Origin of the sequence: Kribbella pratensis (assembly GCF_004366075.1) — a bacterium.
GTDB classification, from domain to species: Bacteria; Actinomycetota; Actinomycetes; order Propionibacteriales; family Kribbellaceae; genus Kribbella; species Kribbella pratensis.
Genome location: NZ_SODU01000001.1, coordinates 2,650,129 through 2,676,247, shown reverse-complemented (window position 1 = coordinate 2,676,247; position 26,119 = coordinate 2,650,129). Strand labels below are relative to the sequence as shown.

Annotated in this window: 24 protein-coding genes; 17 read left to right on the top strand and 7 right to left on the bottom strand. The window is 68.7% G+C overall.

What is annotated here, in order from left to right; genetic code table 11:
- Positions 1 to 15: 15 nt before the first annotated feature.
- Positions 16 to 1,164 carry a CaiB/BaiF CoA transferase family protein gene (locus EV137_RS12825; protein ID WP_134128733.1) on the top strand — a complete coding sequence of 383 codons (1,149 nt, stop codon included), beginning with the start codon at positions 16 to 18 and terminating at the stop codon, positions 1,162 to 1,164.
- Here EV137_RS12825 and EV137_RS12820 read toward each other — a convergent pair.
- From EV137_RS12820 to EV137_RS12810, 3 genes are read right to left on the bottom strand one after another with little or no spacing between them, the layout of a single operon-like run.
- Complete coding sequence (locus EV137_RS12820; RefSeq protein ID WP_134001368.1) at positions 1,139 to 2,188, bottom strand: LacI family DNA-binding transcriptional regulator; 1,050 nt, start codon at positions 2,186 to 2,188, stop codon at positions 1,139 to 1,141. The two genes, EV137_RS12825 and EV137_RS12820, sit on opposite strands and share 26 nt — an antisense overlap.
- Before the next feature lie 11 nt (positions 2,189 to 2,199).
- Positions 2,200 to 2,517: a hypothetical protein gene (locus EV137_RS12815; RefSeq protein WP_134128731.1), complete on the bottom strand. Its 318-nt coding sequence runs from the start codon at positions 2,515 to 2,517 to the stop codon at positions 2,200 to 2,202.
- Between the two features lie 4 nt (positions 2,518 to 2,521).
- The gene (locus EV137_RS12810) at positions 2,522 to 3,466 is read right to left on the bottom strand and encodes a DUF6772 family protein (RefSeq protein WP_134128729.1); all 945 of its coding nucleotides are present in this window, start codon (positions 3,464 to 3,466) and stop codon (positions 2,522 to 2,524) included.
- Positions 3,467 to 3,655: 189 nt separating this feature from the next.
- Between EV137_RS12810 and EV137_RS12805 the strand changes: the two genes are divergently transcribed.
- The 11 genes from EV137_RS12805 (at position 3,656) to EV137_RS12755 (ending at position 14,848) form a co-directional block, all read left to right on the top strand.
- The gene (locus EV137_RS12805) at positions 3,656 to 4,372 is read left to right on the top strand and encodes a helix-turn-helix domain-containing protein (RefSeq protein WP_134128727.1); all 717 of its coding nucleotides are present in this window, start codon (positions 3,656 to 3,658) and stop codon (positions 4,370 to 4,372) included.
- Complete coding sequence (nikB, locus tag EV137_RS12800) at positions 4,372 to 5,298, top strand: nickel ABC transporter permease (protein ID WP_134128725.1); 927 nt, start codon at positions 4,372 to 4,374, stop codon at positions 5,296 to 5,298. The genes EV137_RS12805 and nikB overlap by 1 nt, the downstream gene beginning before the upstream one ends.
- A 51-nt stretch (positions 5,299 to 5,349) precedes the next feature.
- Positions 5,350 to 6,213: an ABC transporter permease gene (locus tag EV137_RS12795; protein WP_202870904.1), complete on the top strand. Its 864-nt coding sequence runs from the start codon at positions 5,350 to 5,352 to the stop codon at positions 6,211 to 6,213.
- Positions 6,213 to 7,199, top strand: a complete 987-nt coding sequence (locus EV137_RS12790) for an ABC transporter ATP-binding protein (protein ID WP_134128722.1) — start codon at positions 6,213 to 6,215, stop codon at positions 7,197 to 7,199. The genes EV137_RS12795 and EV137_RS12790 overlap by 1 nt, the downstream gene beginning before the upstream one ends.
- Complete coding sequence (locus EV137_RS12785) at positions 7,189 to 8,193, top strand: ABC transporter ATP-binding protein (RefSeq protein WP_134128720.1); 1,005 nt, start codon at positions 7,189 to 7,191, stop codon at positions 8,191 to 8,193. Before EV137_RS12790 ends, EV137_RS12785 begins: the two co-directional genes overlap by 11 nt.
- Positions 8,190 to 8,786 (top strand): histidine phosphatase family protein, encoded by a 597-nt coding sequence (locus EV137_RS12780; RefSeq protein ID WP_166679848.1) that lies wholly within the window; start codon positions 8,190 to 8,192, stop codon positions 8,784 to 8,786. The genes EV137_RS12785 and EV137_RS12780 overlap by 4 nt, the downstream gene beginning before the upstream one ends.
- Positions 8,783 to 9,544, top strand: coding sequence for an endonuclease/exonuclease/phosphatase family protein (locus EV137_RS12775; protein WP_134001354.1), 762 nt, complete (start codon positions 8,783 to 8,785; stop codon positions 9,542 to 9,544). The genes EV137_RS12780 and EV137_RS12775 overlap by 4 nt, the downstream gene beginning before the upstream one ends.
- 11 nt (positions 9,545 to 9,555) lie before the next feature.
- Positions 9,556 to 11,061, top strand: coding sequence for an ABC transporter substrate-binding protein (locus EV137_RS12770; RefSeq protein ID WP_134128716.1), 1,506 nt, complete (start codon positions 9,556 to 9,558; stop codon positions 11,059 to 11,061).
- Between the two features lie 172 nt (positions 11,062 to 11,233).
- A complete protein-coding gene (locus EV137_RS12765; protein WP_238175258.1) occupies positions 11,234 to 12,775 on the top strand; it encodes a sugar ABC transporter ATP-binding protein in 1,542 nt (513 codons plus the stop codon).
- The gene (locus EV137_RS12760) at positions 12,772 to 13,818 is read left to right on the top strand and encodes an ABC transporter permease (RefSeq protein WP_134001348.1); all 1,047 of its coding nucleotides are present in this window, start codon (positions 12,772 to 12,774) and stop codon (positions 13,816 to 13,818) included. Before EV137_RS12765 ends, EV137_RS12760 begins: the two co-directional genes overlap by 4 nt.
- 13 nt (positions 13,819 to 13,831) lie before the next feature.
- Positions 13,832 to 14,848, top strand: a complete 1,017-nt coding sequence (locus EV137_RS12755; RefSeq protein WP_134001346.1) for a substrate-binding domain-containing protein — start codon at positions 13,832 to 13,834, stop codon at positions 14,846 to 14,848.
- A gap of 240 nt (positions 14,849 to 15,088) precedes the next feature.
- On the opposite strand, the gene EV137_RS12750 is transcribed toward EV137_RS12755, so the two are convergent.
- Positions 15,089 to 16,081 (bottom strand): LacI family DNA-binding transcriptional regulator, encoded by a 993-nt coding sequence (locus EV137_RS12750; RefSeq protein ID WP_134128712.1) that lies wholly within the window; start codon positions 16,079 to 16,081, stop codon positions 15,089 to 15,091.
- A gap of 118 nt (positions 16,082 to 16,199) precedes the next feature.
- On the opposite strand from EV137_RS12750, the gene EV137_RS12745 reads away from it, so the two are divergent.
- Genes EV137_RS12745 through EV137_RS12735 form a run of 3 tightly spaced genes read left to right on the top strand, consistent with a single transcriptional unit; the run spans position 16,200 to position 18,605 of the window.
- The gene (locus tag EV137_RS12745) at positions 16,200 to 17,630 is read left to right on the top strand and encodes an NAD-dependent malic enzyme (RefSeq protein WP_134001342.1); all 1,431 of its coding nucleotides are present in this window, start codon (positions 16,200 to 16,202) and stop codon (positions 17,628 to 17,630) included.
- Between the two features lie 8 nt (positions 17,631 to 17,638).
- The gene (locus tag EV137_RS12740) at positions 17,639 to 18,040 is read left to right on the top strand and encodes a VanZ family protein (protein ID WP_238175257.1); all 402 of its coding nucleotides are present in this window, start codon (positions 17,639 to 17,641) and stop codon (positions 18,038 to 18,040) included.
- Between the two features lie 7 nt (positions 18,041 to 18,047).
- Positions 18,048 to 18,605, top strand: coding sequence for a YqgE/AlgH family protein (locus EV137_RS12735; protein WP_134001340.1), 558 nt, complete (start codon positions 18,048 to 18,050; stop codon positions 18,603 to 18,605).
- A gap of 22 nt (positions 18,606 to 18,627) precedes the next feature.
- Here the strand turns inward: EV137_RS12735 and EV137_RS12730 are convergent, their stop codons facing one another.
- On the bottom strand, positions 18,628 to 18,894 hold the full coding sequence (locus EV137_RS12730) for a DUF3039 domain-containing protein (protein ID WP_133791090.1): 267 nt from the start codon (positions 18,892 to 18,894) through the stop codon (positions 18,628 to 18,630).
- A gap of 149 nt (positions 18,895 to 19,043) precedes the next feature.
- On the opposite strand from EV137_RS12730, the gene EV137_RS12725 reads away from it, so the two are divergent.
- Together EV137_RS12725 and EV137_RS12720 are read left to right on the top strand one after the other, a co-directional pair.
- The gene (locus EV137_RS12725; RefSeq protein ID WP_238175256.1) at positions 19,044 to 20,822 is read left to right on the top strand and encodes a DEAD/DEAH box helicase; all 1,779 of its coding nucleotides are present in this window, start codon (positions 19,044 to 19,046) and stop codon (positions 20,820 to 20,822) included.
- Between the two features lie 193 nt (positions 20,823 to 21,015).
- Complete coding sequence (locus EV137_RS12720) at positions 21,016 to 24,348, top strand: CARDB domain-containing protein (protein ID WP_134128708.1); 3,333 nt, start codon at positions 21,016 to 21,018, stop codon at positions 24,346 to 24,348.
- Between the two features lie 77 nt (positions 24,349 to 24,425).
- Here the strand turns inward: EV137_RS12720 and EV137_RS12715 are convergent, their stop codons facing one another.
- Positions 24,426 to 25,172 carry a glycoside hydrolase family 16 protein gene (locus tag EV137_RS12715; RefSeq protein WP_134128706.1) on the bottom strand — a complete coding sequence of 249 codons (747 nt, stop codon included), beginning with the start codon at positions 25,170 to 25,172 and terminating at the stop codon, positions 24,426 to 24,428.
- Positions 25,173 to 25,219: 47 nt separating this feature from the next.
- Positions 25,220 to 26,062 (bottom strand): helix-turn-helix transcriptional regulator, encoded by an 843-nt coding sequence (locus EV137_RS12710; RefSeq protein WP_134128704.1) that lies wholly within the window; start codon positions 26,060 to 26,062, stop codon positions 25,220 to 25,222.
- Positions 26,063 to 26,119 lie beyond the last annotated feature (57 nt).

Genomic DNA, 26,119 nt, shown 5'->3' with positions numbered 1-26,119 from the left:
CCTACCCTCGACCTCGTGCAGAACCTTCTCTCGGACGTCGTCGTGGTGGATCTGACCCGTGCGCTGGCCGGGCCGCATGCGGCGATGATGCTGGGGGATCTCGGGGCGCGGGTGATCAAGGTCGAGACACCGAACGGCGGCGACGACAGCCGCGGCTGGGGGCCGCCGTTCGTGGACGGCGAGTCGACGTACTACCTGTCGGCGAACCGCAACAAGGAATCGGTGACCGCCGACCTGAAGTCGGACGAGGGCAAGGAGTTCCTGACCAAGCTGGTCCGCAGGGCCGACGTCCTGATCGAGAACTTCCGGCCGGGTGTGCTGGACCGGCTCGGGTTCCCGGTTGACCGGCTGCACGAGCTCAACCCCGGCCTGGTGATCCTGTCGATCACCGGGTTCGGGCACGACGGCCCGGAGGGCGGCCGCGCCGGGTACGACCAGATCGCCCAGGGCGAGGGCGGCCTGATGAGCATCACCGGCGAGACCGAGCCGACGAAGGTCGGCCCCCCGATCGCCGACCTGCTGGCCGGGATGTACGGCGCGTACGGCGCCCTGGCCGCACTCCACGAGCGATCGATCACCGGCAAGGGCCGGGTCGTCCGGACCAGCCTGCTCGCCTCGGTCGTCGGCGTGCACGCGTTCCACGGCACGAAGTGGACGGTCGCCCACGAGCTGCCCGAACGCGTCGGCAATCATCACGCGCAAATCGCGCCGTACGGGCTCTATCGGACCCAGGACGACATCGTGCAGGTCGCGATCGGCAGCGAAGGCCTCTGGCGGTTGTTCGCGCCGATCGTGGCACTCGACCCGGCCGACGAGCGCTTCGCCACGAATTCCCAGCGGGTCGCACACCGCGACGAACTGACGGCCGCGATCGAGGGAGCGTTCGCCACCGATCACGCCGACGTGTGGCTGCAACGCCTTGCGGACAAGGGGATCCCGGCCGGCAAGGTCCGCGACTTCCAGCAGGTGTACGACTGGGAGCAGACCCGCTCACAAGGGCTGCTGATCGACGTCCAGCACCCGACGCTTGGTGCCATCCAGCTCCCCGGCCCGCCGTTGCGCTTCGACGACAACCAGTACGCCGGTGCGCGCGAGACCCACCTCCCGCCGCCGCGGCTCGGCGAGCACAACGAGTCGGTCAGAGCCTGGCTGGAGTCCGAGTAGACGCGCGAACCACCAGCTCCGGACGGATCAGCGTCTTGCGCGGGCGCTCGTTCGCATCCCGCTTCAGCCGTTGCAGGAGCAGGTCAACTGCCGTCGTACCGACCTCGGCGGCCGGCAGCCGGACACTGGTGAGAGGCGTCTGCAGGTACGCCGCGTAGGGGTGGTCGCCGTACCCGGTGATCGCCAGGTCGCGCGGGACCTGCAGGCCGCGTTCGGCGAGGATCCGGAGCAGGCCGAGCGCGAAGTAGTCGTTGCCGGTGACGATCGCGTCCGGCAGGGCGAGCGACTGCGCGAAACGGTACGCCTCCTCCGGCTGCCAGGGCAGCGCCAACGAGTCGTACCGTCGCGTCGGGACCGTGCGGATCAGGTCGTCGGAGACCTCGAGCCCGCCGTCGGCCATGGCTCGGCGGAATCCTGTGATCCGGTCGGCCGTGGTGGTGATCGGCAGGTCTTCTTCCAACAGGAGCAGGCGGCGCGCACCGCCCGCGATCAGGTGGCTGGTGGCCTCGTACGACCCGCGTTCGTAGTCGACTCCGACCATGTCGCAGTCGAGCTCGGGCACGTCACGGTTGACGAACACCAGTGGGATCCCGCTGTCCCGGACGCGGCGCCAGTGGTCCCACTCGGCTTGCACCGGTACGACCACGGCGCCGTCGACCGCGGAGCGCAGCAACGCCTCGGTGGCGCGCTGCTCGTTCTCCACGCTCTCGTCGGTGACGAGCAGCAGCAACGAGTACCCCTGGGCGCGGACCCGGAGCTCGATGCTGCTGATCAGCTGCGCGTAGAACGGGTTCGAGGGGTTCGTGATGACGAGGCCCAGTGTCATCGCGGAGCCGAGCACCAGTGACCGCGCCAGCGTGTTCGGGACGTACCCGATCCGCGCGGCCTCGGCCTGGACGGCGGCTCGCGTGCTCGCGCTGACGCTGTCCTTGTCGCCGAGCGCGCGCGACACGGTGTTCACCGACAGGCCGAGCGCCGTCGCGATGTCCCGCAACGTCGGCCGCGGCCGTGGGCCCTCCGTCATCCGAACCTCTCTTACGCCTTCACGGCCAGGTGGATCCGTACCTGCACCGAGCCTTCGACCTTAGCGCGAAGCCGCAGCCAGTGACCGAACCCGGTGGCCGGCCAGCTCACCAGTGCGCCGGGCTCGACCACATGTCCCAGGTCGTCCAGGTCGCACCAGGTGAGCCCGTCGGGGGAGACCTGGGTGACGTACGTCGCCGTACCGTCGCCGCCGACGTGCTGCACGAACCAGCGCGCCTCACCGGCCCAGGCGACCTCGTAGGGCTCGGTCGCGAAGCGGGTGTCGAACGTCGTGTCGCGTTCCAGCACCGCCGTCATGGACTGTCGCATGGGCCTACCAATCAACCGAGATGAGGACGGAGTCGAGGAAGAGGAAGTTGCGCACCGAGCTGTGCGTGCGGACCGAGAAGTAGAAGTTCAGCAGGTTCTCGAGCGTCTCGTAGCGTTCCTCGTACGGCGGAACCGGGACGTCGCGCATGTCCATCACCCGGTCGTTGACCTGCAGCTCCACATTGCGCCGCTTGTCGGTGTCGATCAGCCAGCGCAGGTAGTGCCAGTTCACCTTCGTCGGGACCTCGTTGTAGCAGAGCTCCTGCGGCTCGCCGAACGCATGCCAGTCCTCCGGGTTCGGCGCGGTGAAGTCGGCGGCGTACTCCAGCTTCACCTTGCCCTCGAAGTGCTCGCGCGGCGTGGGCTCGGGGACGGTCGGTGCCATCCACTGCCGGGTGAAGTGGTTGTCCAGGTCGGTGTTCTGGTAGCGCGCGACCGTGTGGTAGCGCAGGCCGCCGTCACCGCACAGGTCGGTGGCGACGGTGAACGCACCGAACTGCGCCTCGGACGGGTGGGTGTTGCCGTCCCACTGGACGTCGCCGAAGTTGTCCAGCTCGGCGCCGCCCCCGAGGGTCGCCTCGGACTTGAAGGCGAAGTACGTCTCGAGCTGGACGAGGCCGCGGCCGCTCATCGTGAGCCGGCGGATCGCGACCGCTGTGTGGCCCTTGTACGGGCGGGTGGCGAGCTTGAGCGCGTACGTGCCGCTGAGCGCTCCGTGCGTACCGATGTCGAAGAAGTTGCAGGCCGACAGTTGTGGCGGCCGGAAGTCGCGCATGTGGTCGTCGACCGTGCTGAGGTCGCCGCGGCCGTTGTAGTTGCCGAGCAGCTCGGTCCAGCCGTGCGTCCCGCTGTCGAACTCGTCGAAGGCCAGGATCCGCGGCAACGGTGAGAACTTGGACAGCCGGGGATCGGCGGACAGTAGCGCGGCGCGCACGTCGGATGTCGTCACGCAGTGCCTCCCAGGGCGGGTTAGGTGGATGTGGTGTGAAGTTAACGTTCACGGGAATTGACCGTCAACGGGCCGTTTCATCCTCAGCAACGGTGGTCTATTGACACGTAAATCCCACACTTCTACGGTGCATTAACGCTACCGTTAACGTTCACGGTAGCTTCCCTCTGATTCCGCCGGGAGGCACCAATGCAGTCGCTGAGCCGTGCCCTCACCGTCCTGGCCGAGCTCAACCGCGAGGACCGCGCGTACGGAGTGACCGAGCTGGCCGTCACCGTCGGCCTGCACAAGAGCACCGTGCACCGCATCCTCGCCACGTTCTGCGCCCACGGCCTGGCCGACCGCGTCGACGACCACCGCTACACGGCCCGCGACGGCCTCGCCGCGCTCCGCCTGACGTCGCAGCGCCGCGTGGGTCCCGAGCACACGCTGACCGACCTCGGCGACCGCCTCGGTCGGCTGGTCGTGCTGGCGAAGCCGCTATCGAAGACCGGCGGGACGGTGCTGCAGGTAGCAGCAGTCGCGGGCGCCGGCACGCACGGCGGAGTGCGTGGCGCTCGGCCGCAGGGCGGGCCGAGCGGCACCCCGGCGTCGTCCGGCAGTCTCCGCGTTCAGCCGGGCCACGCCGTTTCGCTGCATCGCAGCGCTCTCGGCCGGGCCTACTTGTCGGGGCTTCCCGCCGACCAGGTGACGGGCACGCCCGATCTCCTCGACACGCTGCAGCGCATCCGGGTGTCGGGCTTCGCGCACAACTCCCGGCCGGTCGCCTCGCTCCCGCGGATGGTCGCCGTGCCGGTGCGGGGACCCGACGGCTCATGCGCCGGCGCGCTGGGCGCCGAACTCGTCCAGCCCGGCTCTGTCGACGAGGTCCGGCGCGTGGTCTCCGTACTGCGGAGCGGCGTCTGATGGGGGCGTACGTCGTCCGGCGGTTGTTCTTCTCGCTCTTCGTGCTGTGGGGCGCGGTCACGATCATCTTCGTCGTACTGCGGCTCGTGCCCGGCGACCCGGCGTACATCATGCTCGGGCCCGATGCGGACCAGGCGCAGGTGGCGGCCTTGCGGGCGCAACTCGGGCTCGACCAGTCGCTGATCCAGCAGTACGCGACGTACCTGGCGAACGTCGTGCATCTGGACTTCGGCGAGTCCTTCCGGCTGAACGCGGACTCGATGAGCCTTGTACTGCAACGGGTTCCGGCCACCATCCAGCTCGCGACGACCGCGTTGCTGCTGTCGTTGCTGATCGGTCTGCCGCTCGGTGTGATCGCGGCGTTGCGGGCGCACAGCTGGGTGGACCGGGCGATCTCGGTGTTCTCGCTGATGGGCCAGTCGACACCGTCGTTCTGGCTGGGGATCGTGCTGATCCTGGTGTTCGCCCGCGGGCTGAAGGTGCTGCCGAGTGCGGGCTCGGGGTCCTGGGCGCATCTGGTGCTGCCGACGATCACGCTGGCGTTGCCGTTCCTGGCGATCCTGGTGCGGCTGACACGCAGTGGACTGCTCGAGGTCGTGCACGAGGGCTACGTGCAGACCGCGCGCGCGAAGGGTCTCAGCGAGGCGATCGTCGTCCTCGTGCACGCGATGCGGAACGCGCTGATCCCGATCGTGACCGTCGTCGGCCTGCAGTTCGGCGCGTTGCTCGGCGGCACGGTGATCGTCGAGACGGTGTTCGCCTGGCCGGGGGTCGGGCGGTTGCTGATCGACTCGATCGGGCGCCGCGACTACGGCGTCGTCCAGGCCTCGATCTTGCTGGTGGCAACGATCTTCGTGCTGATCAATCTGCTCGTGGACCTCTTGTACGGCTTCCTGGACCCGCGGGTCCGTCTGGCTGGTGACTGAACGATGACTTCCTTCCCCACCCCGAGCGAAGCGAGGGATGCAGGGATTTCCTTGGCGGCTCCGGTGGCCGCGCGCCGTCGTACCCGGGCCGGGTCGGCCCGGATCCGGTTCGGGTTCGCGGTGATCGCGGTGTACGTCGTGGCCGCGGCGATCGGGCCGTGGCTGTTCCGGTACAACCCGGTCGACACCCGGACCGCGGACCGGCTGAAGCCGCCGTTCACCCGGTTGTCCGACGGGTCGTTCGCGATCTTCGGCACCGACCAGGTCGGGCAGGACCTGTTCGCGCAGATGTTGCAAGGGGCAAGGATCTCGATCGCGGTCGGTCTGGCGACGCTGGTGCTGGCCGGGACCATTGGCGTGACCATCGGTCTCGCCGCGGGGTACTTCGGCGGCTGGCTGGACGGCGTACTGATGCGGCTCGCGGACATCCAGTTGGCGTTCCCGTCGATCCTGCTGGCGATCTTCATCGCCGCGCTTCTCGGTCCGTCGGTGGTGAACGTGGTGATCGTGCTCGCGGTGGCGAACTGGGTGACGTTCGCGCGGGTTGCTCGCGGGCAGGCGCTGGCGACGCGGCGGCGGGAATTCGTCGATGCGTCGCGGACGTTGGGGGCCGGGACCTGGCGGCTGATCACCCGTTGCGTGCTGCCGGCGTGTGTCGCGCCGGTGCTGGTCGTGGCGACGGTCGAGATCGGTCACGTGATCCTGGCCGAGGCGTCGCTGAGCTTCCTCGGTCTCGGTACGCCGGCTTCGACACCCAGTTGGGGTGTGACGATCGCGAACGGACGCAACTATCTCGCCGACGCGTGGTGGATCTCGACGATCCCAGGCATCGCGCTGGCCTTCCTGGTGATCTCGCTCGGCGTCCTCGGTGACGCCCTCCGCGACCGCTACGACCCACGGCTGAGGAGTCTGTGATGGCGCTGCTGAGTGTGCGCGACCTGCGGGTCGAGTTCGCCACCTCTGGTGGAGTGGTGACGGCCGTCGACGGGGCGTCGTTCGAGGTCGGCGCCGGTGAAACCGTTGCCCTGCTCGGCGAATCGGGCAGCGGCAAGAGCGTCACCGCACAGGCCGTGATGGGGATCGTGCCGAAACCGGCCGGCCGGGTGTGCGGTGGGTCGATCACGTACGACGACCGCGACCTGCTCGCACCGGGTGTCGCGAAAGGCCTGCGCGGGCGGGAGATCGCGATGGTCTTCCAGGACCCGTTGAGCTCGCTGAACCCGGTGTTCCGGGTCGGTGCGCAGATCGGCGAGATGTTCCGCCGGCATCGTGGCGCCTCTCGCCGGGAGGCACGGGCCGCCGCGTTGGACCTGATGAAGCGGGTCGGGATCCCGGCCGCCTCCAAACGGCTGGACGATTACCCACATCAGTTCTCCGGCGGGATGCGGCAGCGGGTGATGATCGCGATGGCGCTCGCGTTGTCGCCGCGGCTGCTGATCGCGGACGAGCCGACGACCGCGCTGGACGTCACGGTCCAGGCGCAGATCATGGACCTCCTCGCCCGGCTGCAGGCCGAGGAAGGCATGTCGCTGGTCCTGATCACCCACGACCTCGGCGTCGTCGCCGGCGTGGCCGACCGGGTGATCCTGATGTACGCCGGACGCGTCGTCGAGACCGGCCCGCTGCGCGAGGTCTACGAACACAGCGGCCACCCGTACACCTCCGGCTTGATGGCGTCGATCCCCGAGCTCGAAGGCCCGCGCGAGCGCCTCGTCCCCATCCAGGGTTCACCACCCGACCTGCTGGCCCTGCCCTCCGGCTGCTCGTTCCGCCCCCGCTGCCGGTACGCCGACGAACAGTGCGCCGAGGTCGAGCCCGTTCTCCGTCAGTTGCCCGACCGCCCCAGCACCCACCAGGCCGCCTGCCACCACCCGGAAGGAGTCCTCACCGATGTCCACTGAGTCTCCCTTGCTTTCGGTGCGTGACCTGCAGACCTCGTTCCCCATGCGGTCGGCTGTGCTCCGGCGTATCGTCGGGCAGATCCAAGCTGTCGCGGGCGTCTCCTTCGACATCCCGGCCGGTGGGACGCTGGGGCTGGTAGGGGAGTCGGGGTCGGGGAAGTCGACCGTCGCGCGGACCATCATCGGGCTGGAGAAGGCGCAGTCGGGGAGCATCGTCTTCGACGGTGACGAGCTGACCTCGTTGCCCAAGGCATCGATGCGCCGGGTCCGCCGGCAGCTGCAGATGATCTTCCAGGACCCGTACGCGTCGCTCAACCCGCGCGCGACCGTCGAGCAGATCATCGCCGAGGCCTGGCAGATCCACCCCGACGTCGTACCCCGGAACCGGCACCGCGCCGAGGTCCGCGACCTGCTCGAGCGGGTCGGTCTCAACCCCGACCACGCGGAGCGGTACCCGCACCAGTTCTCCGGCGGGCAACGGCAGCGCATCGGCATCGCCCGCGCGCTCGCGCTCCGCCCGAAGCTGGTGATCTGCGACGAAGCGGTCTCCGCACTGGACGTGTCGGTGCAGGCACAGGTCCTCAACCTGCTCGACGATCTGCGCCGCGACCTCGGGCTCGCGTATCTGTTCATCGCCCACGACCTGTCCGTCGTACGGCACATCTCCGACCGCGTCGCGGTGATGTACCTCGGGCGGATCGTCGAGACCGCGTCCCAGGACGAGCTGTTCACCCGGCCGTTGCACCCGTACACGCAGGCGCTGTTGTCCGCGGTGCCGGATCCGAAGCCGTGGGACAAGCCGGCCCGCGAGCAGATCATCATCGGCGGCGATGTGCCGTCGCCCGCTGATCCGCCGTCCGGGTGCGGTTTCCGGACCCGCTGCTGGAAGGCCATGGACCGCTGCGCGCACGACGTTCCCGAGCTGATCACCCGCCTCGACCTGCACCCCGCTGCGTGCCACTTCGCCGCCGAACTGGAAGGAGCCGTCTCGTGACCGAACTGGTTCTCCTCCGCCATGGCGAGTCGGTATGGAATGCCGAGCACCGCTACCAAGGTCAGCAAGGTACGGGCCTGAGTGCACTCGGCCGGCAGCAGGCGAAGCAGGCCGCGGAATACCTGCAGTCGTTCGAGTTCGACGCGATTGTCGCGAGCGACCTGCAGCGGGTGACTGAGACGTTGCAGCCCTACCTGGACAGCCAGGATCACCTCGAGGTCCGCGTCGACAGGCGATGGCGAGAGATCGACGTCGGGACGTGGGGCGGGCGGATGATCGCGGACGTCGCTGCCGAGGAGCCGGACGTCGTCGAGGCCTTCGCGCGTGGTGAGGACGTTGCTCGCGGGGGCGGCGAGACCTTCCGGCAGTTGCGAGCACGTGTGTGGGAAGCGGCGCAGGACATCACGAGGTCCGGCGTACGGCGGGTGCTGGTGGTGACGCACGGTGGACCGATTCGCGTCGCGGCGGCGTCGGCGCTCGGGCTGCCGGCGGGGGACGAGATGTTGCTGGATCCGCCGGGGAACTGCTCGCTCACCACCCTCCGGCTCGACGGACTCACGTCGTACAACGTGCCGACCGGGATGGACCGATGACTTTCACCTTCGTGGCGATGACCTACAACCTGTGGTCCGAGTTCTATCTCGACCAGCGCCGGGACGCGATCGCGAGCCTCTTCACGACGCGGCCGCCCGACCTGCTCGCCGTACAGGAGCTCCGGCCGGCGACTCGCAAGCTGCTCGACGACGTCCTGCCCGACCACGACCGCATCGACGGGACCGCAGGCTGGGAGACCCAGAGCAACCTGTGGTGGCGACGTGACCTGTTCACGTACGTCGAGCACGGGGCCGAGGACGTCGGCATCCTCTCGCCCGACGCGCACCTGTTCTGGGTCCGGCTGCGCACGCCCGACGACACCGAGCTGATCTTCAGTACGGCGCACCTCACCTGGCCCGGCCACTCCGACGAGCGGACCGATCACGTCAACCGCCGGATCGCCCAGGCCCGCGCGATCGGGGAGGCCCTCGAACGATTGGCCGGCGACGGCGCCTGCCTGTTCACCGTCGACATCAACGACATCGGCCCACCGCAGTGGGAGCTCGGGAACGCCGGGTTCCTGGACAGTTTCACCGCCCTCGGCCGGCACTCACCGGTGACCCATCCGGTCGTGCCGACGGTCGCGACCGGTCCGATCCGGACCCGGCTGTCACCGCTCGCCTCACCACCCAAGGCGATCGACTGGATCTTCGCCCGCGGCCCACTCGCCGCCCGGTCCAGCGAGGTCGTCGACTTCTTCCACGACGGCCGCGCCCCCTCCGACCACTACCCGGTCGTCGCCACCTACACGCTCTGAGGAGAACCCCTGTGCTGAGGAAGCGATTAGGACCTGTGGCGGCGCTGGTCGCCGTCACCCTAGGTGTGGCCGCGTGCTCGCCGGCCAGTGAACCGAGCAGCGGCGAGCAGGTCCTGCGGTACGCGCCGGCGATGTTCCCGGTGTCGCTGGACACCCACAAGTACGCCGGCGAGGAGGCGGTGCAGACCGCGATCCAGCAGATCATGGAGCCGCTGGTCCGCGTCGACGACGGCAGGATCGTCCCGGTCCTGGCCACCTCGTGGGAGAACCCGGACCCGAACACGTGGGTGTTCGAACTCCGCTCCGGCGTGAAGTTCTCCGACGGTACGCCGTTCACCGCGAAGGACGTGGTGGCGTCGTACGAACGGCACAAGAAGCTCGACGGCCCGCTCGTACCGCTCTACTCGACGGTGACGTCGTTCGCGGCCACCGACGACCAGACCGTCACGGTGAAGACCAGCAAGCCGCTCGGCACGTTGCTGAGTTCGCTGACGCTGCTGTTCATCGGGCCGGCCGGAAAGATCAACACCGACGGGTTCTTCACCAAGCCGATCGGGACCGGGCCGTTCACGGTCTCCTCGTTCAAGCCCGACGAGAAGCTCGAGCTGGCCGCGAACCCGACGTACTGGGACGGCGCGCCGAAGCTGAGCAAGCTCGAGTTCGTGAACATCCCGGAGGTCGCCGGGCGGATCACCGGGCTGGAGAACGGCGAGGTCGACGTACTGACGCAGATCCCGCCCGACCAGGTCGGGTCGGTCAAGGGCAGCGACCAGATCAAGTACGAGACGACGCCCAGCTGGACGTACTACTTCGACTGGTTCAACTCCAACCGGAAACCGTTCAACGACAAGCGGGTCCGGCAGGCGATGTGGCACGCGCTCAACCTCGAAGGCACCGTGAAGGACCTCTTCGGCGATCTCGCGTCGGTCGCACAGGCGCCGCTGGCCCAGGGTGTGATCGGTGCGCCCAAGCTCTCGCCGTACACCTATGACCCGGCGAAAGCGAAGCAGCTGCTCACCGAGGCCGGCTACCCGAACGGGTTCACCACGTCGATGCAGTGGCCGCTCGAAGGCGGGCCGAACATCCGGGCGCTGGCGCAGGCGATGATCTCGGACTGGGCGAAGATCGGCGTCACGGTCAAGCCGCTGGAGAAGGAACGTGCGCAGTGGCTCGAGGACTTCGGCAAGCTGAACTGGGACATGAACCTGCAGACCAACGTGACCGGCACTGGTGACGCCGACTACACACTGGCCCGCCTTTACGTGTGCACTGCCAAGCGCAACGGCTACTGCAATCCGGCGCTCGACAAGCTCCTGCTCGACGCCCGCTCATCGGTCGACCAAGCGGCCCGTCCCAAGCTCTACCAGCAGGCCGGCCAGACGATCTGGGACGACGCCGTCGGGATCTTCCCCGCCGAACTGGCCTCCAACTCCGCCGTCCGTTCCCGCGTCCAGGGCTTCGTGATGCCCCCGAGCGGCCGCCCGCTCTTCGCCAAGGTGAGCGTGTCCGGAAGCTGACACCTTTCCATCCAGATCGAACAGCTGCCCCTCCCACCCGTTCGGCACCGAAGCTGGGTCACGGTTCTTACCGTTGACGCGGTAAGGGGTTGACGGGTCGGAGGGGCGCGGTCTAGCGTCCGGGAAATCGATTACTCGCCCGATCGGAGATGTGATGGCCGACCTTGTCAGGATGGCTGCGATCGGGAAGCGGTACGGCGGGGTGCAGGCGTGTCACGAGGTGGACTTCGTGCTCGGCGCCGGCGAGGTGCACGCCCTGCTCGGCGAGAACGGCGCCGGCAAGAGCACGCTGATGAAGATCCTCTCCGGCGACGTCACGGAGTACGCGGGCAGCATCGCGATCAACGGCACCCCGGTGCGGTTCAGCGGCCCGACCGACGCGCAGGCCGCGGGGATCGCGATGATCCACCAGGAGCTCGACCTGGTCCCCGGCCTGTCGGTCGCGGACAACATCTTCCTCGGTCGCGAACTACGGACGACGCTGCGCACGGTCGACCGCCGCCGGATGGAACGCGAGGCCCGCGAGCTCCTCGACCGCAGCGGTGTCAGCCTCGACCCGCGCCGGCCGGTCGGCGAGCTCCGCGTAGGCGAGCAGCAACTCGTCACGATCGCGAAGGCGATCTCGCTCGACGCCCGGGTGCTGATCATGGACGAGCCGACCTCCGCGCTCACCAGCTCCGAGGTCGAGCGGCTCTTCGACGTGATCCGCGAACTGCGGAGCAGCGGCGTCGGCATCGTCTACATCTCGCACCGGATGGAGGAGATCGCCAAGGTCGCCGACCGTGCGACCGTCCTCCGCAACGGCAAGATCGTCACCAGCTTCGACCCGCGCAAACTCAGTACGGCGGAAGTCGTCCAGGCAATGGTCGGCCGTCCGGTGCAGACCATGTTCACGACCCCCGACACCGACACCGGCGACGAACTGCTCCGCGTCGAGAACCTGAGCCTCAAGGCCCGCCGCCCACGTCCAGGCCGCCGCGACCCCGACGGGATCTCGCTGACCGTCCGCTCCGGCGAGATCGTCGGCCTCGCCGGCCTGCTCGGCGCGGGCCGCACCGAACTCCTCGAGACCCTGTACGGCGTCGCGCCCGGCGGCACCCGCACGGGCCGGGTTCTCCTGCAGGGCAAGCCGATCCGACCACGCGGGCCGCGTCAGGCGCTGGCCCACGGCATCGGATTCGTCCCGGAGGACCGGCGCGCGTCGGGGCTCGTGCTGTTCCACTCGATCCTCGCCAACACGGTCGTCTCGAGTCTCCCGTCGTACGGCCGGCTCGGGGTGATCGCGCGCCGGATGGAGCGAACCGCGTCGGTGCGGATGGCCGATCGGCTGCGGCTGAAGTTCGGCCGCCTGCAGGACGAGGTCGGCACGTTGTCCGGTGGGAACCAGCAGAAGGTCGTGTTCGGCCGGATGCTGCTCACCGAGCCCAAGCTGCTGCTTCTCGACGAGCCCACGCGGGGCGTCGATGTCGGCGCGAAGGCGGAGATCTATCGGTTGCTCGGTGAACTCGCGGCGCAGGGCCTCGGCGTACTGCTGGCGTCGTCGGAGCTTCCCGAGCTGGTCGGGGTCTGCGACCGCGTCGTCGTACTGCGGGACGGCCGCGACGTCGCGTCCTTCAGTACGGCGGACTCCGGCGAGGGCGATCTGCTCGCGGCGGCGATGGGACAGGGCGAAGTGTTCGAAGAGGCTTTCGACGGTTCCGGAGGAGCGCAGTGACCGACGTACAGGACAAGATCCCGGACGGGACCGTCGGGGCGGCGACCCCGGTGGCCCAGTCGTCCGGCGGGGTGGCCGCCACGCTGTTCCGGTTCCAGAGCGTGTTCGGGCTGATCGCGGTCTTCGTCGCGGCGATCATCTTCTCGCCGCGCAAGAACGGCGAGATTCTGTTCGTCAGCGCGGACAACCTGGCGAACGTGGTCCGCGCGGTCTCCGAGATCGGGATCATCGCGGTCGGGATGACGTTCGTGATCCTGATCGGCGGGATCGACCTCTCGGTCGGCGCGGTGCTCGGGCTCGCCGCGGTCGGGTCCGCCGTCCTGATGGTCGAGAACGACTGGGGCTTCCTGCCGTCGGTCGTGCTGGTGCTGGCGATCGGCCTGGTCTTCGGTGCCCTGCAGGGTGTCGCGACCGCGATGATCGGGATCCAGTCGTTCATCGTCACGCTCGCGGGCCTGCAGATAGCCCGCGGCCTGGCCCGGATCTGGTCCGGCGGCCAGGGCGTCGCGATCGCGTACGGCGACGGTCCCAAGGAGGCGCCGACCTCGTTCGCGCTGCTCGGTGAACGCACCTTCGGCGGCCTGGTGCCGATCCCGGTGATCATCTTCGCGGTGGTCGCGATCGCCGCGGTGGTGTTCCTCCGGGTCAGTGCGTTCTCCCGGCACCTGTACGCCGTCGGCGGCAACGAGAAGGCCGCACGGTTGTCCGGCGTACCCGTGGTCCGGGTCAAGATCGCGGTGTTCGCGATCTGCGGACTGCTCGCCTCGCTGGCCGGCATCGTGCACGCCGTCCAGCTCAACCAGGGCAGCCCGAACGACGGCATCGGCTACGAGCTGGACGCGATCGCCGCGGTGGTGATCGGTGGCACCAGCCTGGCGGGCGGCCGTGGTTCGGTCGCCGGAACGGTAGCGGGTGCGCTGCTGCTCGGCGTACTGAACAACATCCTTGCCCTGAACAACATCGACTCCAACATCCAGCTCCTGATCAAGGGCCTGGTGATCGTTGCCGCCGCCGCGCTGCAGCGACTCCGCCCCACCTCGTAAGGAAGGCTTCGTCATGCGCTCTGTACGAATCTCCCTGGCCGCAGCGGCTCCGTTTGTCATGGCCGCACTCGTGCTGGCCGGTTGCGGGACGACCAGCGAACGGACCTCGGGCAGTGCGTCGCCGGGGTCGTCCAAGTCCTGCAAGGGCACCGACGGCAAGTACACGATCGGGATGAGCCAGGCGAACGTCGCCGAGCCGTACCGGCAGCGGATGGACGACGACATCCGGGCCGCGGCGAAGGACGTGCCGCAGTTCGACGTGAAGTTCGCGGACGCGGCGCAGGACAACGCCAAGCAGGTCGCGGACGTGGAGAACTACATCACCCAGCAGATCGACCTGCTGATCATCAGCCCGAACGAGGCGAAGCCGCTGACCGCGGTGGTGAAGAAGGCCTACGACAAGGGCATCCCGGTGATCGTGCTGGACCGGAAGGTCGAGGGCGACGCCTACACCGGGTTCATCGGCGGCGACAACGTGCAGATCGGGCGCGAGGCAGGCAAGTACATCGCCGAGAAGCTGCTGCCGCAGGGCGGGAACGTGGTCGAGCTCAAGGGGCTGGCCGGCGCGACGCCGCAGGCCGAACGGCACGAGGGATTCGTCGAGGGGATCAAGGGCAACCCGAAGGTCAAGGTGATCGCGAGCGCGAGTGGCGACTGGCTGCGGGAGAAGGGGCAGGCGCAGATGGACGCGCTGCTGAAGGCGAACCCGAAGATCGACGTCGTGTACTCGCACAACGACCCGATGGCCGAGGGCGCGTACCTGGCCGCGAAGGCGGTCGGCCGCGAGAAGGAGATGAAGTTCACCGGCATCGACGCGCTGCCGATCCCGTCCGGCGGTATCAAGGCCGTCGAACAGGGCCGGCTGTCCGCCACCTTCACGTACCCGACGAACGGCAAGGAAGCGATCGCCGCCGCCAAGAAGATCCTGGTCGACTGCGGCACCATCGAGAAGTCCCAGATCCTCCCCACGCGCCTCATCGACGCCTCCAACGCGGCCAAGATCTACGCCGAGGAAAACCCGACCGGCTGACCCACCCCTCGACAACCTCCCCAAACTGGTTTGGGGAGGTTTGCCCGCCCAAGTCGGGTGGTTGGCCTCCCCAAATTGGTTTGGGGAGGTTTGCCCGCCTAAGTCGGGTGGTTGGCCTCCCCAAATTGGTTTGGGGAGGTTTGCCCGCCTAAATCGGGTGGTTGGCCTCCCCAAATTGGTTTGGGGAGGTTTGCCCGCCTAAATCGGGCGGTTCGCCGCCCCGAACTGGTTTGGGGTGGGTCAGGGGCGGCGGGAGCTCGCTCGCTTGATGAGGCGGGCGCCGAGGGTGGTTGCGGTTGGTGGGCGGGCGGGGTCGGCGATGCGCGCGAGGAGGAGGCGGGCGGCGACGGCGCCTAGCTCGTACGCCGGTTGCGCGACCACGGACAGCGGCGGGTCGACGAGGGCGGCCCAGGGGGCGTCGTCGAAGGCGACCAGCCCGACGTCGCGGCCGGGGCGCACACCACGCTCCTGCAGGGCTTGCAGGACACCGACCGCCATCGCGCTGTTCGCGATCAGGAGCGCGTCCGGCGGTTCGGGCTGGGCGAGGAGGTCGAGGGCGGCCCGGTGCGCCCCGGCGGCCTTGTACTCGGTCCGCCGGACGAGCTTCGACGTACGGCGGCGCGCAGCCTTGAGGGCGTCGCGGTACCCGGCGAGGCGGTCGTCGGCCGTCCGTACGCCGGCCGGTCCGGTGACGCAGCCGATCCGTTCGTAGCCTTGGGCAATCAAATGGGCGGTCGCCTCGCGGGCCGCGAGCCGGGTGTCGACCAGGACGACGTCACTGTCCTGTCCGGGCAGCGGCCGGTCCACTGCGACGTACGCCGTACCGCGCGCCGCCAGTTTCGCGACCGTGGACGTCGGGCCGCTCGGGGACAGGATGACGCCCGCGACCCGTTCCTGGATGGCGATGTCGAGGTAGCGGTTCTCCTTCTCCACGCTCTCGTCGGAGTTGCAGAGCACCACGGAGTACCCGACCTCGTGCGCGACGTCCTCGACCCCGCGCGCGATCGCGGTGAAGAACGGGTTCTCCACGTCCGAGATGATCAGCGCCACGACCGCGGCCTCCTGGCGGCGCAGGTTCCGGGCCGGGCCGTTCGGCTGGTACCCGAGCTCGTCGGCCGCTTGCCGCACCCGCGCGGCGAGGTCCGGATCGACGGTCGGCTTGCCGTTCAGCGCCCGCGACACGGTCGCCGTCGACACCCCGGCGCGCGCGGCCACGTCGCTGACAGTCGGCACTCTGGCTCCCTTCCTGACGGAACAGTAACCGGTCGAGTAATGGATTACCCAGAGCTCTGTCATGCACTTTACTTACGGAACCTCCGGGCATTACCAGTGACATGAGAGGATCACCCGCGTGACTGCCTTGCCGAGTGTTTCGTACTCCATCACCGTTCGCCTCGAGGTGCCCGCGGGTGGCTCGACGGTGAGCAAGCTGACGACCGCGGTCGAGCAGGCCGGCGGTCTGGTCACCGCGCTCGACGTGACCGCGTCCGGCCACGAGCGGCTGCGGATCGACGTCACCTGCGCCGCGGCCGACACCGAGCACGCCGGCCGCCTGGTCGAGGCGATGCGCGCCGTACCGGGCGTCGAGATCGGCCGGGTGTCGGACCGGACCTTCCTGATGCACCTCGGCGGCAAGATCTCGATGGAGGCCAAGCACCCGATCCGCAACCGTGACGACCTGTCGATGATCTACACGCCGGGTGTCGCGCGGGTCTGCCTGGCGATCGCGGCCAACCCGGACGACGCGCGCCGGCTGACGATCAAGCGCAACAGCGTCGCGGTCGTCACGGACGGTTCCGCCGTACTGGGCCTGGGCAATATCGGCCCGAAGGCCGCGCTGCCGGTGATGGAGGGCAAGGCCGCGCTGTTCAAGCGGTTCGCCGGGATCGACGCCTGGCCGCTGTGCCTGGACACCCAGGACCCGGACGAGATCGTCTCGATCGTGAAGGCGATCGCGCCGGGCTTCGCCGGGATCAACCTGGAGGACATCTCCGCGCCGCGCTGCTTCGAGATCGAGGCCCGGCTGCGCGAGGAGCTCGACATCCCGGTCTTCCACGACGACCAGCACGGTACGGCGGTCGTGGTGCTGGCGGCGCTCTACAACGCGCTGCGGGTGGTCGGCAAGGACATCGGTGCCGTGCGGATCGTGCTGTCCGGCGCGGGCGCGGCCGGTACGGCGATCCTGAAGCTGCTGATCAAGGCCGGCGTCAAGGACACCTGCGTCGCCGACATCGGAGGTGTCATCCACCCGGAGCGCGAGGGCCTGTCGCCGGAGCTGCGCTGGATCGCGGAGAACACCAACGCGGCGAAGTACAGCGGTGACCTGAAGGGCGCGCTGAGCGGGGCGGACGTGTTCATCGGCGTCTCCGCGCCGAACATCCTGAACGGCGCCGACATCGCCACCATGAACAAGGACGCGATCGTCTTCGCGCTGGCCAACCCGGACCCGGAGGTCGACCCGGCCGCGGCGCACGAGCACGCGGCCGTGGTGGCGACCGGACGCAGCGACTTCCCGAACCAGATCAACAACGTGCTGGTCTTCCCCGGTGTCTTCCGCGGTCTGCTCGACGCGCAGTCGTCGAAGGTGTCGATCGACATGGAACTGGCTGCGGCGAAGGCCCTGGCCAGTGTCGTCACCGACGACGAGCTGAACGCCGACTACATCGTGCCGAGCGTCTTCCACCCGGAGGTGCACACGCGCGTCGCGCACGCCGTCCGCGACGCGGCCGGCGGCAAGGCCCCCGCGCACGAGAGCTTCCCGGACGACACCCCGGCACTGTGACTGGCGCTGTGAGTGACTCTGTGACCGGAACGGTTTCGGCGGACACCGGCTCGCGGGTGCGGGTCTGGGCCTGGCGGATCGCCTTCGTCGCGGCGGTGGCGTTGCAGCTGTACGGCGTCTACGCGCCGCGCGAGGCGGGTCCGCACGTGGGGATCCCGCAGATCGACAAGGTCGCGCACTGCTTCCTGTTCGCGGCGGTCGCGTTCACCGGGACGAAGGTCGGGCTGCCGGCCCGCTGGTTGCTCGGGGCCCTGGTCGCGAACGCGGTCGTCAGCGAACTGGTGCAGCATTGGCTGCTGCCGCGGCGCGACGGCGATCCGTTCGACGCGCTCGCCGACGTGGCCGGGGTCGCGCTGGGGGCCTGGCTGGCCAGGTACGGGCCGAGCCGGGTGGGCCGTCGTACGCCATGATGGGGGTATGACGGCCTCGACCCTGACCGGTTCGCTGCTGGTGGCCACGCCGTTGCTCGACGAGCCGCCCTTCCGCCGGTCGGTGATCCTGCTGCTGGATCACGACGACGACGGCGCGCTCGGGGTGGTGGTGAACCGCGCCGCCGACCTGTCCGTGGGGCAGGTGCTGCCGAACTGGTCGTCCGCGGTCGACGAGCCCGGGGTGCTGTTCATGGGCGGCCCGGTCGGCACCGACAGCGCGCTCGCGGTCGCCGAGGTCGCCGAGTCCACGGACCCGCCCGGCTGGCGGGGGTGTTTCGGGCGGATCGGTCTGGTCGACCTCGACGTACCGCCGGCGCTGCTGGAGGGCGCGATCACGCGGATGCGGATCTTCGCCGGGTACGCCGGCTGGTCCGGCGGCCAGCTCGAGGGCGAGATCGCCGAGGGCGCCTGGTACGTCGTCGAGTCGGTGCCGGAGGACGTGTTCGGCCACGACCCGGACACCCTGTGGCGCCGGGTCCTGCGCCGCCAGACCGACCAGATGGCGTACCTGGCGACGTACCCGGACGACCCGACCCAGAACTAGGCCGCGGGGCTGGCCGGAGGGGCTACTCGTCGCCGCCCTCGTCATCAGGGTTCAGCGAGTCCCAGATCTCCTTGCACTCCGGGCAGACCGGGAACCGCTGCGGGTCGCGGCTCGGGACCCACACCTTGCCGCACAGCGCGACCACCGGCGTGCCCATCACCATCGCCTCGGTCAGCTTGTCCTTCGGCACGTAGTGCGAGAACCGCTCGTGATCACCCGGCTCTGCCGGCGACGTGTTGGTCCGCTCGTCGACAACCGTCTCCGCACCGGGGGTCAGCTGAGTACTCATACCCCCGAGTGTAGGACGTGTCACCAGCCGACCCGGAACTTTTCCACAGCCCGGGGAATGCCGGATCTGATCTCGTCACGGATCTCGGGTAACCTTCCTGCCCGGCACACTGTCGACCTTCGGGGGAGTAGCTGTCTGTGGATTCGCACGTGCCGGCCAACCCTGCGGTCCTGCCACCGGCCTATCCGGACCGGGCCGCGTGGGGTACCGCGAGCAAGCTGCGAGCCTGGCAGGCCGAGGCGCTCCAGCTCTATCTGGACAAGAACCCGCGCGACTTCCTGGCGGTGGCCACACCGGGCGCCGGGAAGACCACGTTCGCGCTGACCGTGGCCGCCGAACTGCTGCACCGGCGGCAGATCGAGCGGATCACCGTGGTCACGCCGACCGAGCACCTCAAGGTCCAGTGGGCCGAGGCTGCCGACAAGGCCGGGATCGCGATCGACCCCGCGTTCGCCGGGCGGCGCGGGAAGACGAACAAGGACTACCAGGGCGTCGCGGTGACGTACGCCGGGATCGCGGTGAACCCGCTGGCGTTCCGGGTCCGGACCGAGCGGTTCAAGACCCTCGTGATCCTGGACGAGGTGCACCACGGCGGTGACGCGCTCAGCTGGGGTGACGGCGTCCGCGAGGCGTTCGAGCCCGCCGCCCGCCGCCTCTGCCTGACCGGTACGCCGTTCCGCAGCGACGACAACCCGATCCCGTTCGTGACGTACGAAGAGGGTCACGACGGCGTCGCCCGGAGCAAGGCGGACTACACCTACGGGTACGGGCACGCGCTGCGCGACCACGTCGTACGTCCGGTGATCTTCATGTCGTACTCGGGCGAGATGCGCTGGCGGACGAAGGCCGGTGACGAGGTCGCCGCGCGGCTCGGTGAGCCGCTGACCAAGGACCTGACCGCCCAGGCGCTGCGGACCGCGCTGGACCCGGCCGGCGAGTGGATGGGCGCGGTGCTGGCGGCCGCGGACAAGCGGCTGACCGAGGTACGGCGGCACATGCCGGACGCCGGTGCGCTGGTGATCTCGGGTGACCAGAACACGGCCCGCGCCTACGCGAAGACGCTGCGCGAGCTCACCGGCGAGGCGCCAACGGTCGTGCTGTCGGACGAGAAGGCCGCGAGCAAGAAGATCCAGAAGTTCTCCGATGGCGACTCCCGCTGGATGGTCGCCGTGCGGATGGTGTCCGAGGGCGTCGACGTACCGCGGCTGGCCGTCGGTGTTTACGCGACGCCGACGTCGACGCCGCTGTTCTTCGCGCAGGCGGTCGGGCGGTTCGTGCGGGCCCGGAAGCGGGGTGAGACGGCGTCGGTGTTCGTGCCGTCGGTGACCCGGCTGCTCGGGTTCGCGGCCGAGATGGAGGTCGAGCGTGACCACGTCCTCGGTCGGAAGAACACAGGTGATGACGGGGACATCTTCGCGCTCGAGGACGACCTGCTGAAGCAGGCGAACCAGACCGAGGGCGCCAGCGACGAGCTCGAGGGGAACTTCGAGGCGCTCGGGTCGGACGCGAGCTTCGACCGGGTGGTGTTCGACGGCGGTGACTACGGGACTGGCGGCGACAACGCGTCCGACGAGGAGCTGGACTTCCTCGGGTTGCCGGGACTACTGGAGCCGGACCAGGTCCGGGAGTTGCTGCACAAACGCCAGCAGAAGTCGCTGGCGGCGCAGAAGAAGTCTCAGCGGTCCACGAGCGACCGCGAGGACCCCACGCCGACCGAGCTGGCCACCCACGAGCAGATCGGGCTCCTCCGCCGCGAGCTGAACGGCCTGGTCGCCGCCTGGCACCACCGCACCGGCCAGCCGCACGGCGTCATCCACAACGACCTCCGCCGCAAACTCGGCGGCCCCGCCGCAGCCCACGCCTCCTCCGCCCAGCTGAAGGAGCGAATCGAGCTGATCCGCGACTGGGCCACCCAACGCCGCGCCTGACCCCCGCGCCTGACCCCCCGCGCGACGCCCCGTCCTGGAGCTCCAGGACGGGGTGTTTCTGTCGGTGGTGAGGTGTTGACGTGGTGCGACGGGTGCTGCAAGCTTCGGGTACCCGAGCTGCAAGAAATTGCCAGACTCATGCAATTTCTGTAGTACGGGCAACCTCCCACCGCCCCCGATGGAGGACCACCCGATGCATCGGAAGACTCTTCTGCGGCTCTTGCTGGCCGCCCTGCTCGTCGCCGCCGGTCTGCTGTCGGTCCCGACCGCGATGGCCGCCGACCTCACCAAGACGCTGACCGCCAGCAGCTCACTCGGCGAGTACCCGAGTGGCAACGCCGCCGACGGCAACGCGAACACCTACTGGGAGAGCAGTAACAACGCCTTCCCGCAGTGGCTCCAGGCGGACCTGGGCGCCACCAAGGACGTCAATCAGGTGACGCTCAAACTCCCGTCCTCCTGGGGCCCGCGAACCCAGACCATCACGGTCCAGGGCAGCGCGAACGGCTCGGCGTTCACCACGATCGTCAGCAGTACGGCGTACAACTTCAGCGGCACCAACGTCGTCACGATCGCCTTCAGCAACACCTCGGTGCGCTACGTCCGGCTGACGTTCACCGCGAACACCGGCTGGCCGGCCGCGCAACTGTCGGAGTTCGAACTGGCCGGGCCTGGTGGCGGGCCGGTCGAACCTCCGACCGGCACCGATCTGGCCTCCGGTAAGCCGATCGAGGCGTCGAGCTCGGTGTTCGGTTTCGTCGCGTCCAACGCCAACGACGGCAACATCGGCACCTACTGGGAGTCGAACGGTTTCCCGTCGACCCTGACCGTCAAGCTCGGCTCGAACGCCGATGTCAGCTCGGTCGTCGTCAAGCTCAATCCGGACTCGGCGTGGGGTCCACGCACGCAGAGCATCGAAGTCCTCGGCCGTGAACAGTCCGCGACCACGTTCACCTCGGCGGTCGCCAGGACCAGCTACCAGTTCGATCCGTCCGGCAACCAGAACACCGTCACCATCCCGGTCACCGGCCGGTACGCCGACCTCCGCCTGCAGGTCTTCAGCAACACCGGTGCGCCCGGCGGTCAGGTCGCTGAGCTCCAAGTCTTCGGGGCGGCGGCGCCCAACCCCGACCTCGTGGTCACGAACGTCGACTGGTCGCCCGTCAACCCGTCCGAGTCGACGCCGATCACCCTGTCCGCGACCGTCAAGAACAACGGCTCCGCGGCTGCACCTGCCAGCAGTCTCAACTTCCTCCTCGGCGGCTCGGTCGCCGGCACGGCGAGCGTCCAGGCCCTCGCTGCCGGAGCCTCCACCACCGTCACGGCCAACGCCGGCACCCGTGCCCAAGGCAACTACACCGTCGCCGCGGTCGCCGACCCGGCCAACGCGGTTGTCGAGCAGAGCGACACCAACAACACGCTCCAGGCAGCGAGCCAGCTGACCATCGCCCAAGCCCCGGGCCCCGACCTCCAGGTCATCGGCATCACCACCAACCCGGCCAACCCGGCGCCCGGCACTCAGGTCTCCTTCACGGTCGCCGTCAACAACCGCGGTACGTCGGCCTCCGTCGCCAGCACCACAAAGCTGGTGGTCGGCACCACCACGCTCAACGGCAGCACCGCGCCGATCGCCGCCGGAGCCACCGCCAACGTGGCGATCAGCGGGACCTGGACGGCGACCAACGGCGGCGCAACCGTCACCGCCACCGCGGATGCGGGCAATACCGTTGACGAGACCAACGAAACGAACAACACCTTCACCAAGTCGATCGTGGTGGGCCGCGGCGCCGCCGTACCGTACACGTCGTACGAGGCCGAAGCCGGCGACTATACCGGGACCCTGCTGACCGCCGACGCGACGCGGACGTTCGGGCACACGAACTTCGCCACCGAGTCGTCCGGCCGTTCGTCGGTCCGGCTGAACTCCGGCGGCCAGTACGTCGAGTTCACCTCGACCGTGCCGACCAACTCCATCGTGGTCCGCAACTCGATCCCGGACTCGGCCGACGGGCAGGGGCTCCAGGCAACGATCAGCCTGTACGTCAACGGAACCTTCAAGCAGAAGCTCACGCTGTCGTCACGCAACAGCTGGCTCTACGGCAACAGCGACGGACCTGAGGCACTCACCAACACGCCCGGCGGTGACGCCCGCAGGCTGTTCGACGAGTCGCATGCCCTGCTTGGTCAGTCCTACCCGTCCGGTACGAAGTTCCGCCTGCAGCGGGACGCCGGCGACACGGCGTCGTACTACATCATCGATCTGGTCGACCTCGAGCAGGTCGCGCCGGCGCTGTCGCAGCCGGCCGGGTGTACGTCGATCACGCAGTACGGCGCGGTGCCGAACGACGGGATCGACGACGCGGACGCGATCCAGCGGGCCGTGACGGACGACCAGAACGGCGTGATCAGCTGTGTCTGGATCCCGGAAGGGCAGTGGCGGCAGGAGAAGAAGATCCTCACCGACGACCCGCTGAACCGCGGGCAGTACAACCAGGTCGGGATCAGCAACGCCACCATTCGCGGCGCCGGCATGTGGTACTCGCAGCTGTACTCGACGATCGAGCCGCAGAACGCCGGAGGCATCAACCATCCGCACGAAGGAAACTTCGGGTTCGACATCGACAAGAACGTGCAGCTGTCGGACATCGCGATCTTCGGCTCCGGCCGGATCCGCGGCGGTGACGGGAACGCCGAGGGCGGTGTCGGGCTGAACGGCCGGTTCGGGACCGGTACGAAGATCAGCAATGTCTGGATCGAGCACTCGAACGTCGGGGTCTGGGTCGGCCGCGACTACGACAACATCCCCGAGCTGTGGGGGCCGGCCGACGGGCTCGAGTTCAGCGGGATGCGGATCCGGGACACGTACGCCGACGGCATCAACTTCTCCAACGGGACCCGGAACTCGAAGGTGTTCAACTCGTCCTTCCGGACCACCGGCGACGACGCGCTCGCGGTCTGGGCGAACAAGTACGTGAAGGACCAGGCGGTGGACATCGGCCACGACAACACGTTCACCAACAACACGGTGCAGCTGCCCTGGCGGGCGAACGGGATCGCGATCTACGGCGGGTACGGCAACAAGATCGAGAACAACCTGGTCTACGACACGATGAACTACCCCGGCATCATGCTGGCCACCGACCACGACCCGCTGCCGTTCTCCGGTACGACGCTGATCGCGAACAACGCGCTCTACCGCTGCGGCGGGGTGTTCTGGAACGAGGACCAGGAGTTCGGCGCGATCACGCTGTTCCCGTCGAACCTCCCGATCCCCGGCGTCACCATCCGGGACACCGAGATCCACGACTCGACGTACGACGGCATCCAGTTCAAGACCGGCGGCGGCGAGATGCCGAACGTTGCCCTGACCAACCTTCGCATCGACAAGTCCAACAACGGCTCCGGCATCCTCGCAATGGGCGGCGCCCGCGGCAACGCCAACCTCGCAGGAGTCACCATCACCAACTCCCGAGACGGCGACATCCTCAAAGAACCCGGATCAACCTTCACCTTCACCGGCCAGTAACCACCGCACCGGGCATCCCAGCCCCGCCCGGTGCCCCCCGAGGCCCCGCACCTGCCTGAGGTGCGGGGCCTCAGCCTTTACGGGCGGTATACGCGGACGTAGTCGAGGTGCATTGACTCGGAGGTTGTGGTGGGTGGGATCTTTGCGTAGACGAACAGGTCGAGGATCAGGGCGTCGCCGGTGCCGGCGTACGGACCTTGGCGGCAGATTTCCTTGCCGTCGAGGTACCAGATGGTTTTGTCGGGGCCGAGTTGCTGGGCGATCGTGTGCCAGTCGGTGGTGAGGTCGGTGGCGGACCGGTAGGTGCAGCCGCCGCCGGGGGACTGGTGGTTGGTGAGGTACAGCGCGTTGTGGTTGTCGCTGTAGAACTCGTACGTGTCCTGCTCGTTGGAGCCGTTCCCGTTCCAGGTCCAGGTGGACGGCCAGAAGCCCTTGGCGGACGGGAGTTTCAGCCGCGTCTCGACATAGTCGCCCGGCTGTACGGCGAACGACTGCGACGGCTCGTGCCCGCATGCCTGACCGGTCGTGATCAGCGCGCCGGACCACTCGTACCCCGGGGCCGGATTGTTCTTCTTCGCCGTCATCGTCAGCGTGCCGTCGTGCACCGACAGCGCATCCCACGTGTGCCACTCGAGTTGCTGGTTGCCCTTGTTCCCCAGGCATTGGTCGGCTTCCGCGTTCGAGTGGATGGCCCACTTGGTGCGATCGATCGCCGTACCGTCGAACTCGTCCGCGAACACGAGAGTCCCCGGTGCGGCGTCAGCGGCCCGCAGCGGTACGACGAGCAACCCGAGCACGACCAGCACCGTGAGTAACTTACGCATCAGGCAAGCCTCTCCGTCGGAAACCAACGGATCAAACAGTCGCTTGATCAGGGCCCGGTTGTCAACTCCTGCAGACCGATCACGTCCAGCAGCCGGATCGCCTGCTCGGACGCCGAGCCCGGCTCGGCCGTGTACAGCACCACGCGCTGGTCGCGCTCCGGCACCACGAGCACCTCGCAGATCACGTCGATCCGGCCGACCTGCGGGTGGAAGATCGTCTGGCACAGCGTCTGCTGCCGTCCGACCTCGTGCCGCACCCAGATCTCCGCGAACTCCGGGCTGCCGGCCACGAGGTCCTCGACCAACTGGGCGAGGGCTGGGTCGTTCGGGTAGGTGCTGGTCGCCGCACGAAGATCGGCGGCCGCGTCGCGGGCGAACTCCCGGGTGGCCTGCTCGCCGAACAGCTCAGTCTGCCGATCGGTGAGGAAGCGGAGGCGAAGCAGATTCCGGTCCCGCGGCGGGAGCGCGGAGAAATCAGTGATCAGCGCCGCGGCCAGTGGATTCCATGCGAGTACGTCGTACTTCGCGTCCAGGACCAGACCCGGTACGTCGAGCCGCGCAAGCATCCGCAGTACTCCGGTCCGCACCTCCACGGACGGACCCGGTGGCGGCCCAGGCTGCTCGCCCGCGAGCCGGAACAGGTGCCCGCGCTCGTCGTTCGACAACCGCAGCGCGCGGGCGAGTCCGGTCAGCACTGCCCGGGACGGGCGTGGACCGCGGCCCTGCTCCAGACGGGTGTAGTAGTCCGTCGACATGGTCGCGAGGCTCGCCACCTCTTCCCGGCGGAGCCCAGGCGTACGACGGCGCAGGCCGGCGGGGAGTCCTACATCGGTGGGCTGCAGCGCTTCCCGCCGTACCCGCAGGAACTCCGCCAACCCGTCGCGATCCATGGTCCCAGGATCCCAGGCACCGGCGGGCTCAGCCAGGGACCGCCGATCCCAGCCTCA

Bases quoted from the DNA above. Each gene is read 5' to 3' on its own strand.
- EV137_RS12730 (WP_133791090.1), bottom strand. From the start codon at position 18,894: ATGAGTACTCAGCTGACCCCCGGTGCGGAGACGGTTGTCGACGAGCGG.
- EV137_RS12775 (WP_134001354.1), top strand. From the start codon at position 8,783: ATGACTTTCACCTTCGTGGCGATGACCTACAACCTGTGGTCCGAGTTC.
- EV137_RS12720 (WP_134128708.1), top strand. From the start codon at position 21,016: ATGCATCGGAAGACTCTTCTGCGGCTCTTGCTGGCCGCCCTGCTCGTC.
- EV137_RS12790 (WP_134128722.1), top strand. From the start codon at position 6,213: ATGGCGCTGCTGAGTGTGCGCGACCTGCGGGTCGAGTTCGCCACCTCT.
- EV137_RS12765 (WP_238175258.1), top strand. From the start codon at position 11,234: ATGGCTGCGATCGGGAAGCGGTACGGCGGGGTGCAGGCGTGTCACGAG.
- EV137_RS12815 (WP_134128731.1), bottom strand. From the start codon at position 2,517: ATGCGACAGTCCATGACGGCGGTGCTGGAACGCGACACGACGTTCGAC.
- nikB (WP_134128725.1), top strand. From the start codon at position 4,372: ATGGGGGCGTACGTCGTCCGGCGGTTGTTCTTCTCGCTCTTCGTGCTG.
- EV137_RS12805 (WP_134128727.1), top strand. From the start codon at position 3,656: ATGCAGTCGCTGAGCCGTGCCCTCACCGTCCTGGCCGAGCTCAACCGC.
- EV137_RS12735 (WP_134001340.1), top strand. From the start codon at position 18,048: ATGACGGCCTCGACCCTGACCGGTTCGCTGCTGGTGGCCACGCCGTTG.
- EV137_RS12820 (WP_134001368.1), bottom strand. From the start codon at position 2,188: ATGACGGAGGGCCCACGGCCGCGGCCGACGTTGCGGGACATCGCGACG.
- EV137_RS12755 (WP_134001346.1), top strand. From the start codon at position 13,832: ATGCGCTCTGTACGAATCTCCCTGGCCGCAGCGGCTCCGTTTGTCATG.
- EV137_RS12710 (WP_134128704.1), bottom strand. From the start codon at position 26,062: ATGGATCGCGACGGGTTGGCGGAGTTCCTGCGGGTACGGCGGGAAGCG.
- EV137_RS12785 (WP_134128720.1), top strand. From the start codon at position 7,189: ATGTCCACTGAGTCTCCCTTGCTTTCGGTGCGTGACCTGCAGACCTCG.
- EV137_RS12715 (WP_134128706.1), bottom strand. From the start codon at position 25,172: ATGCGTAAGTTACTCACGGTGCTGGTCGTGCTCGGGTTGCTCGTCGTA.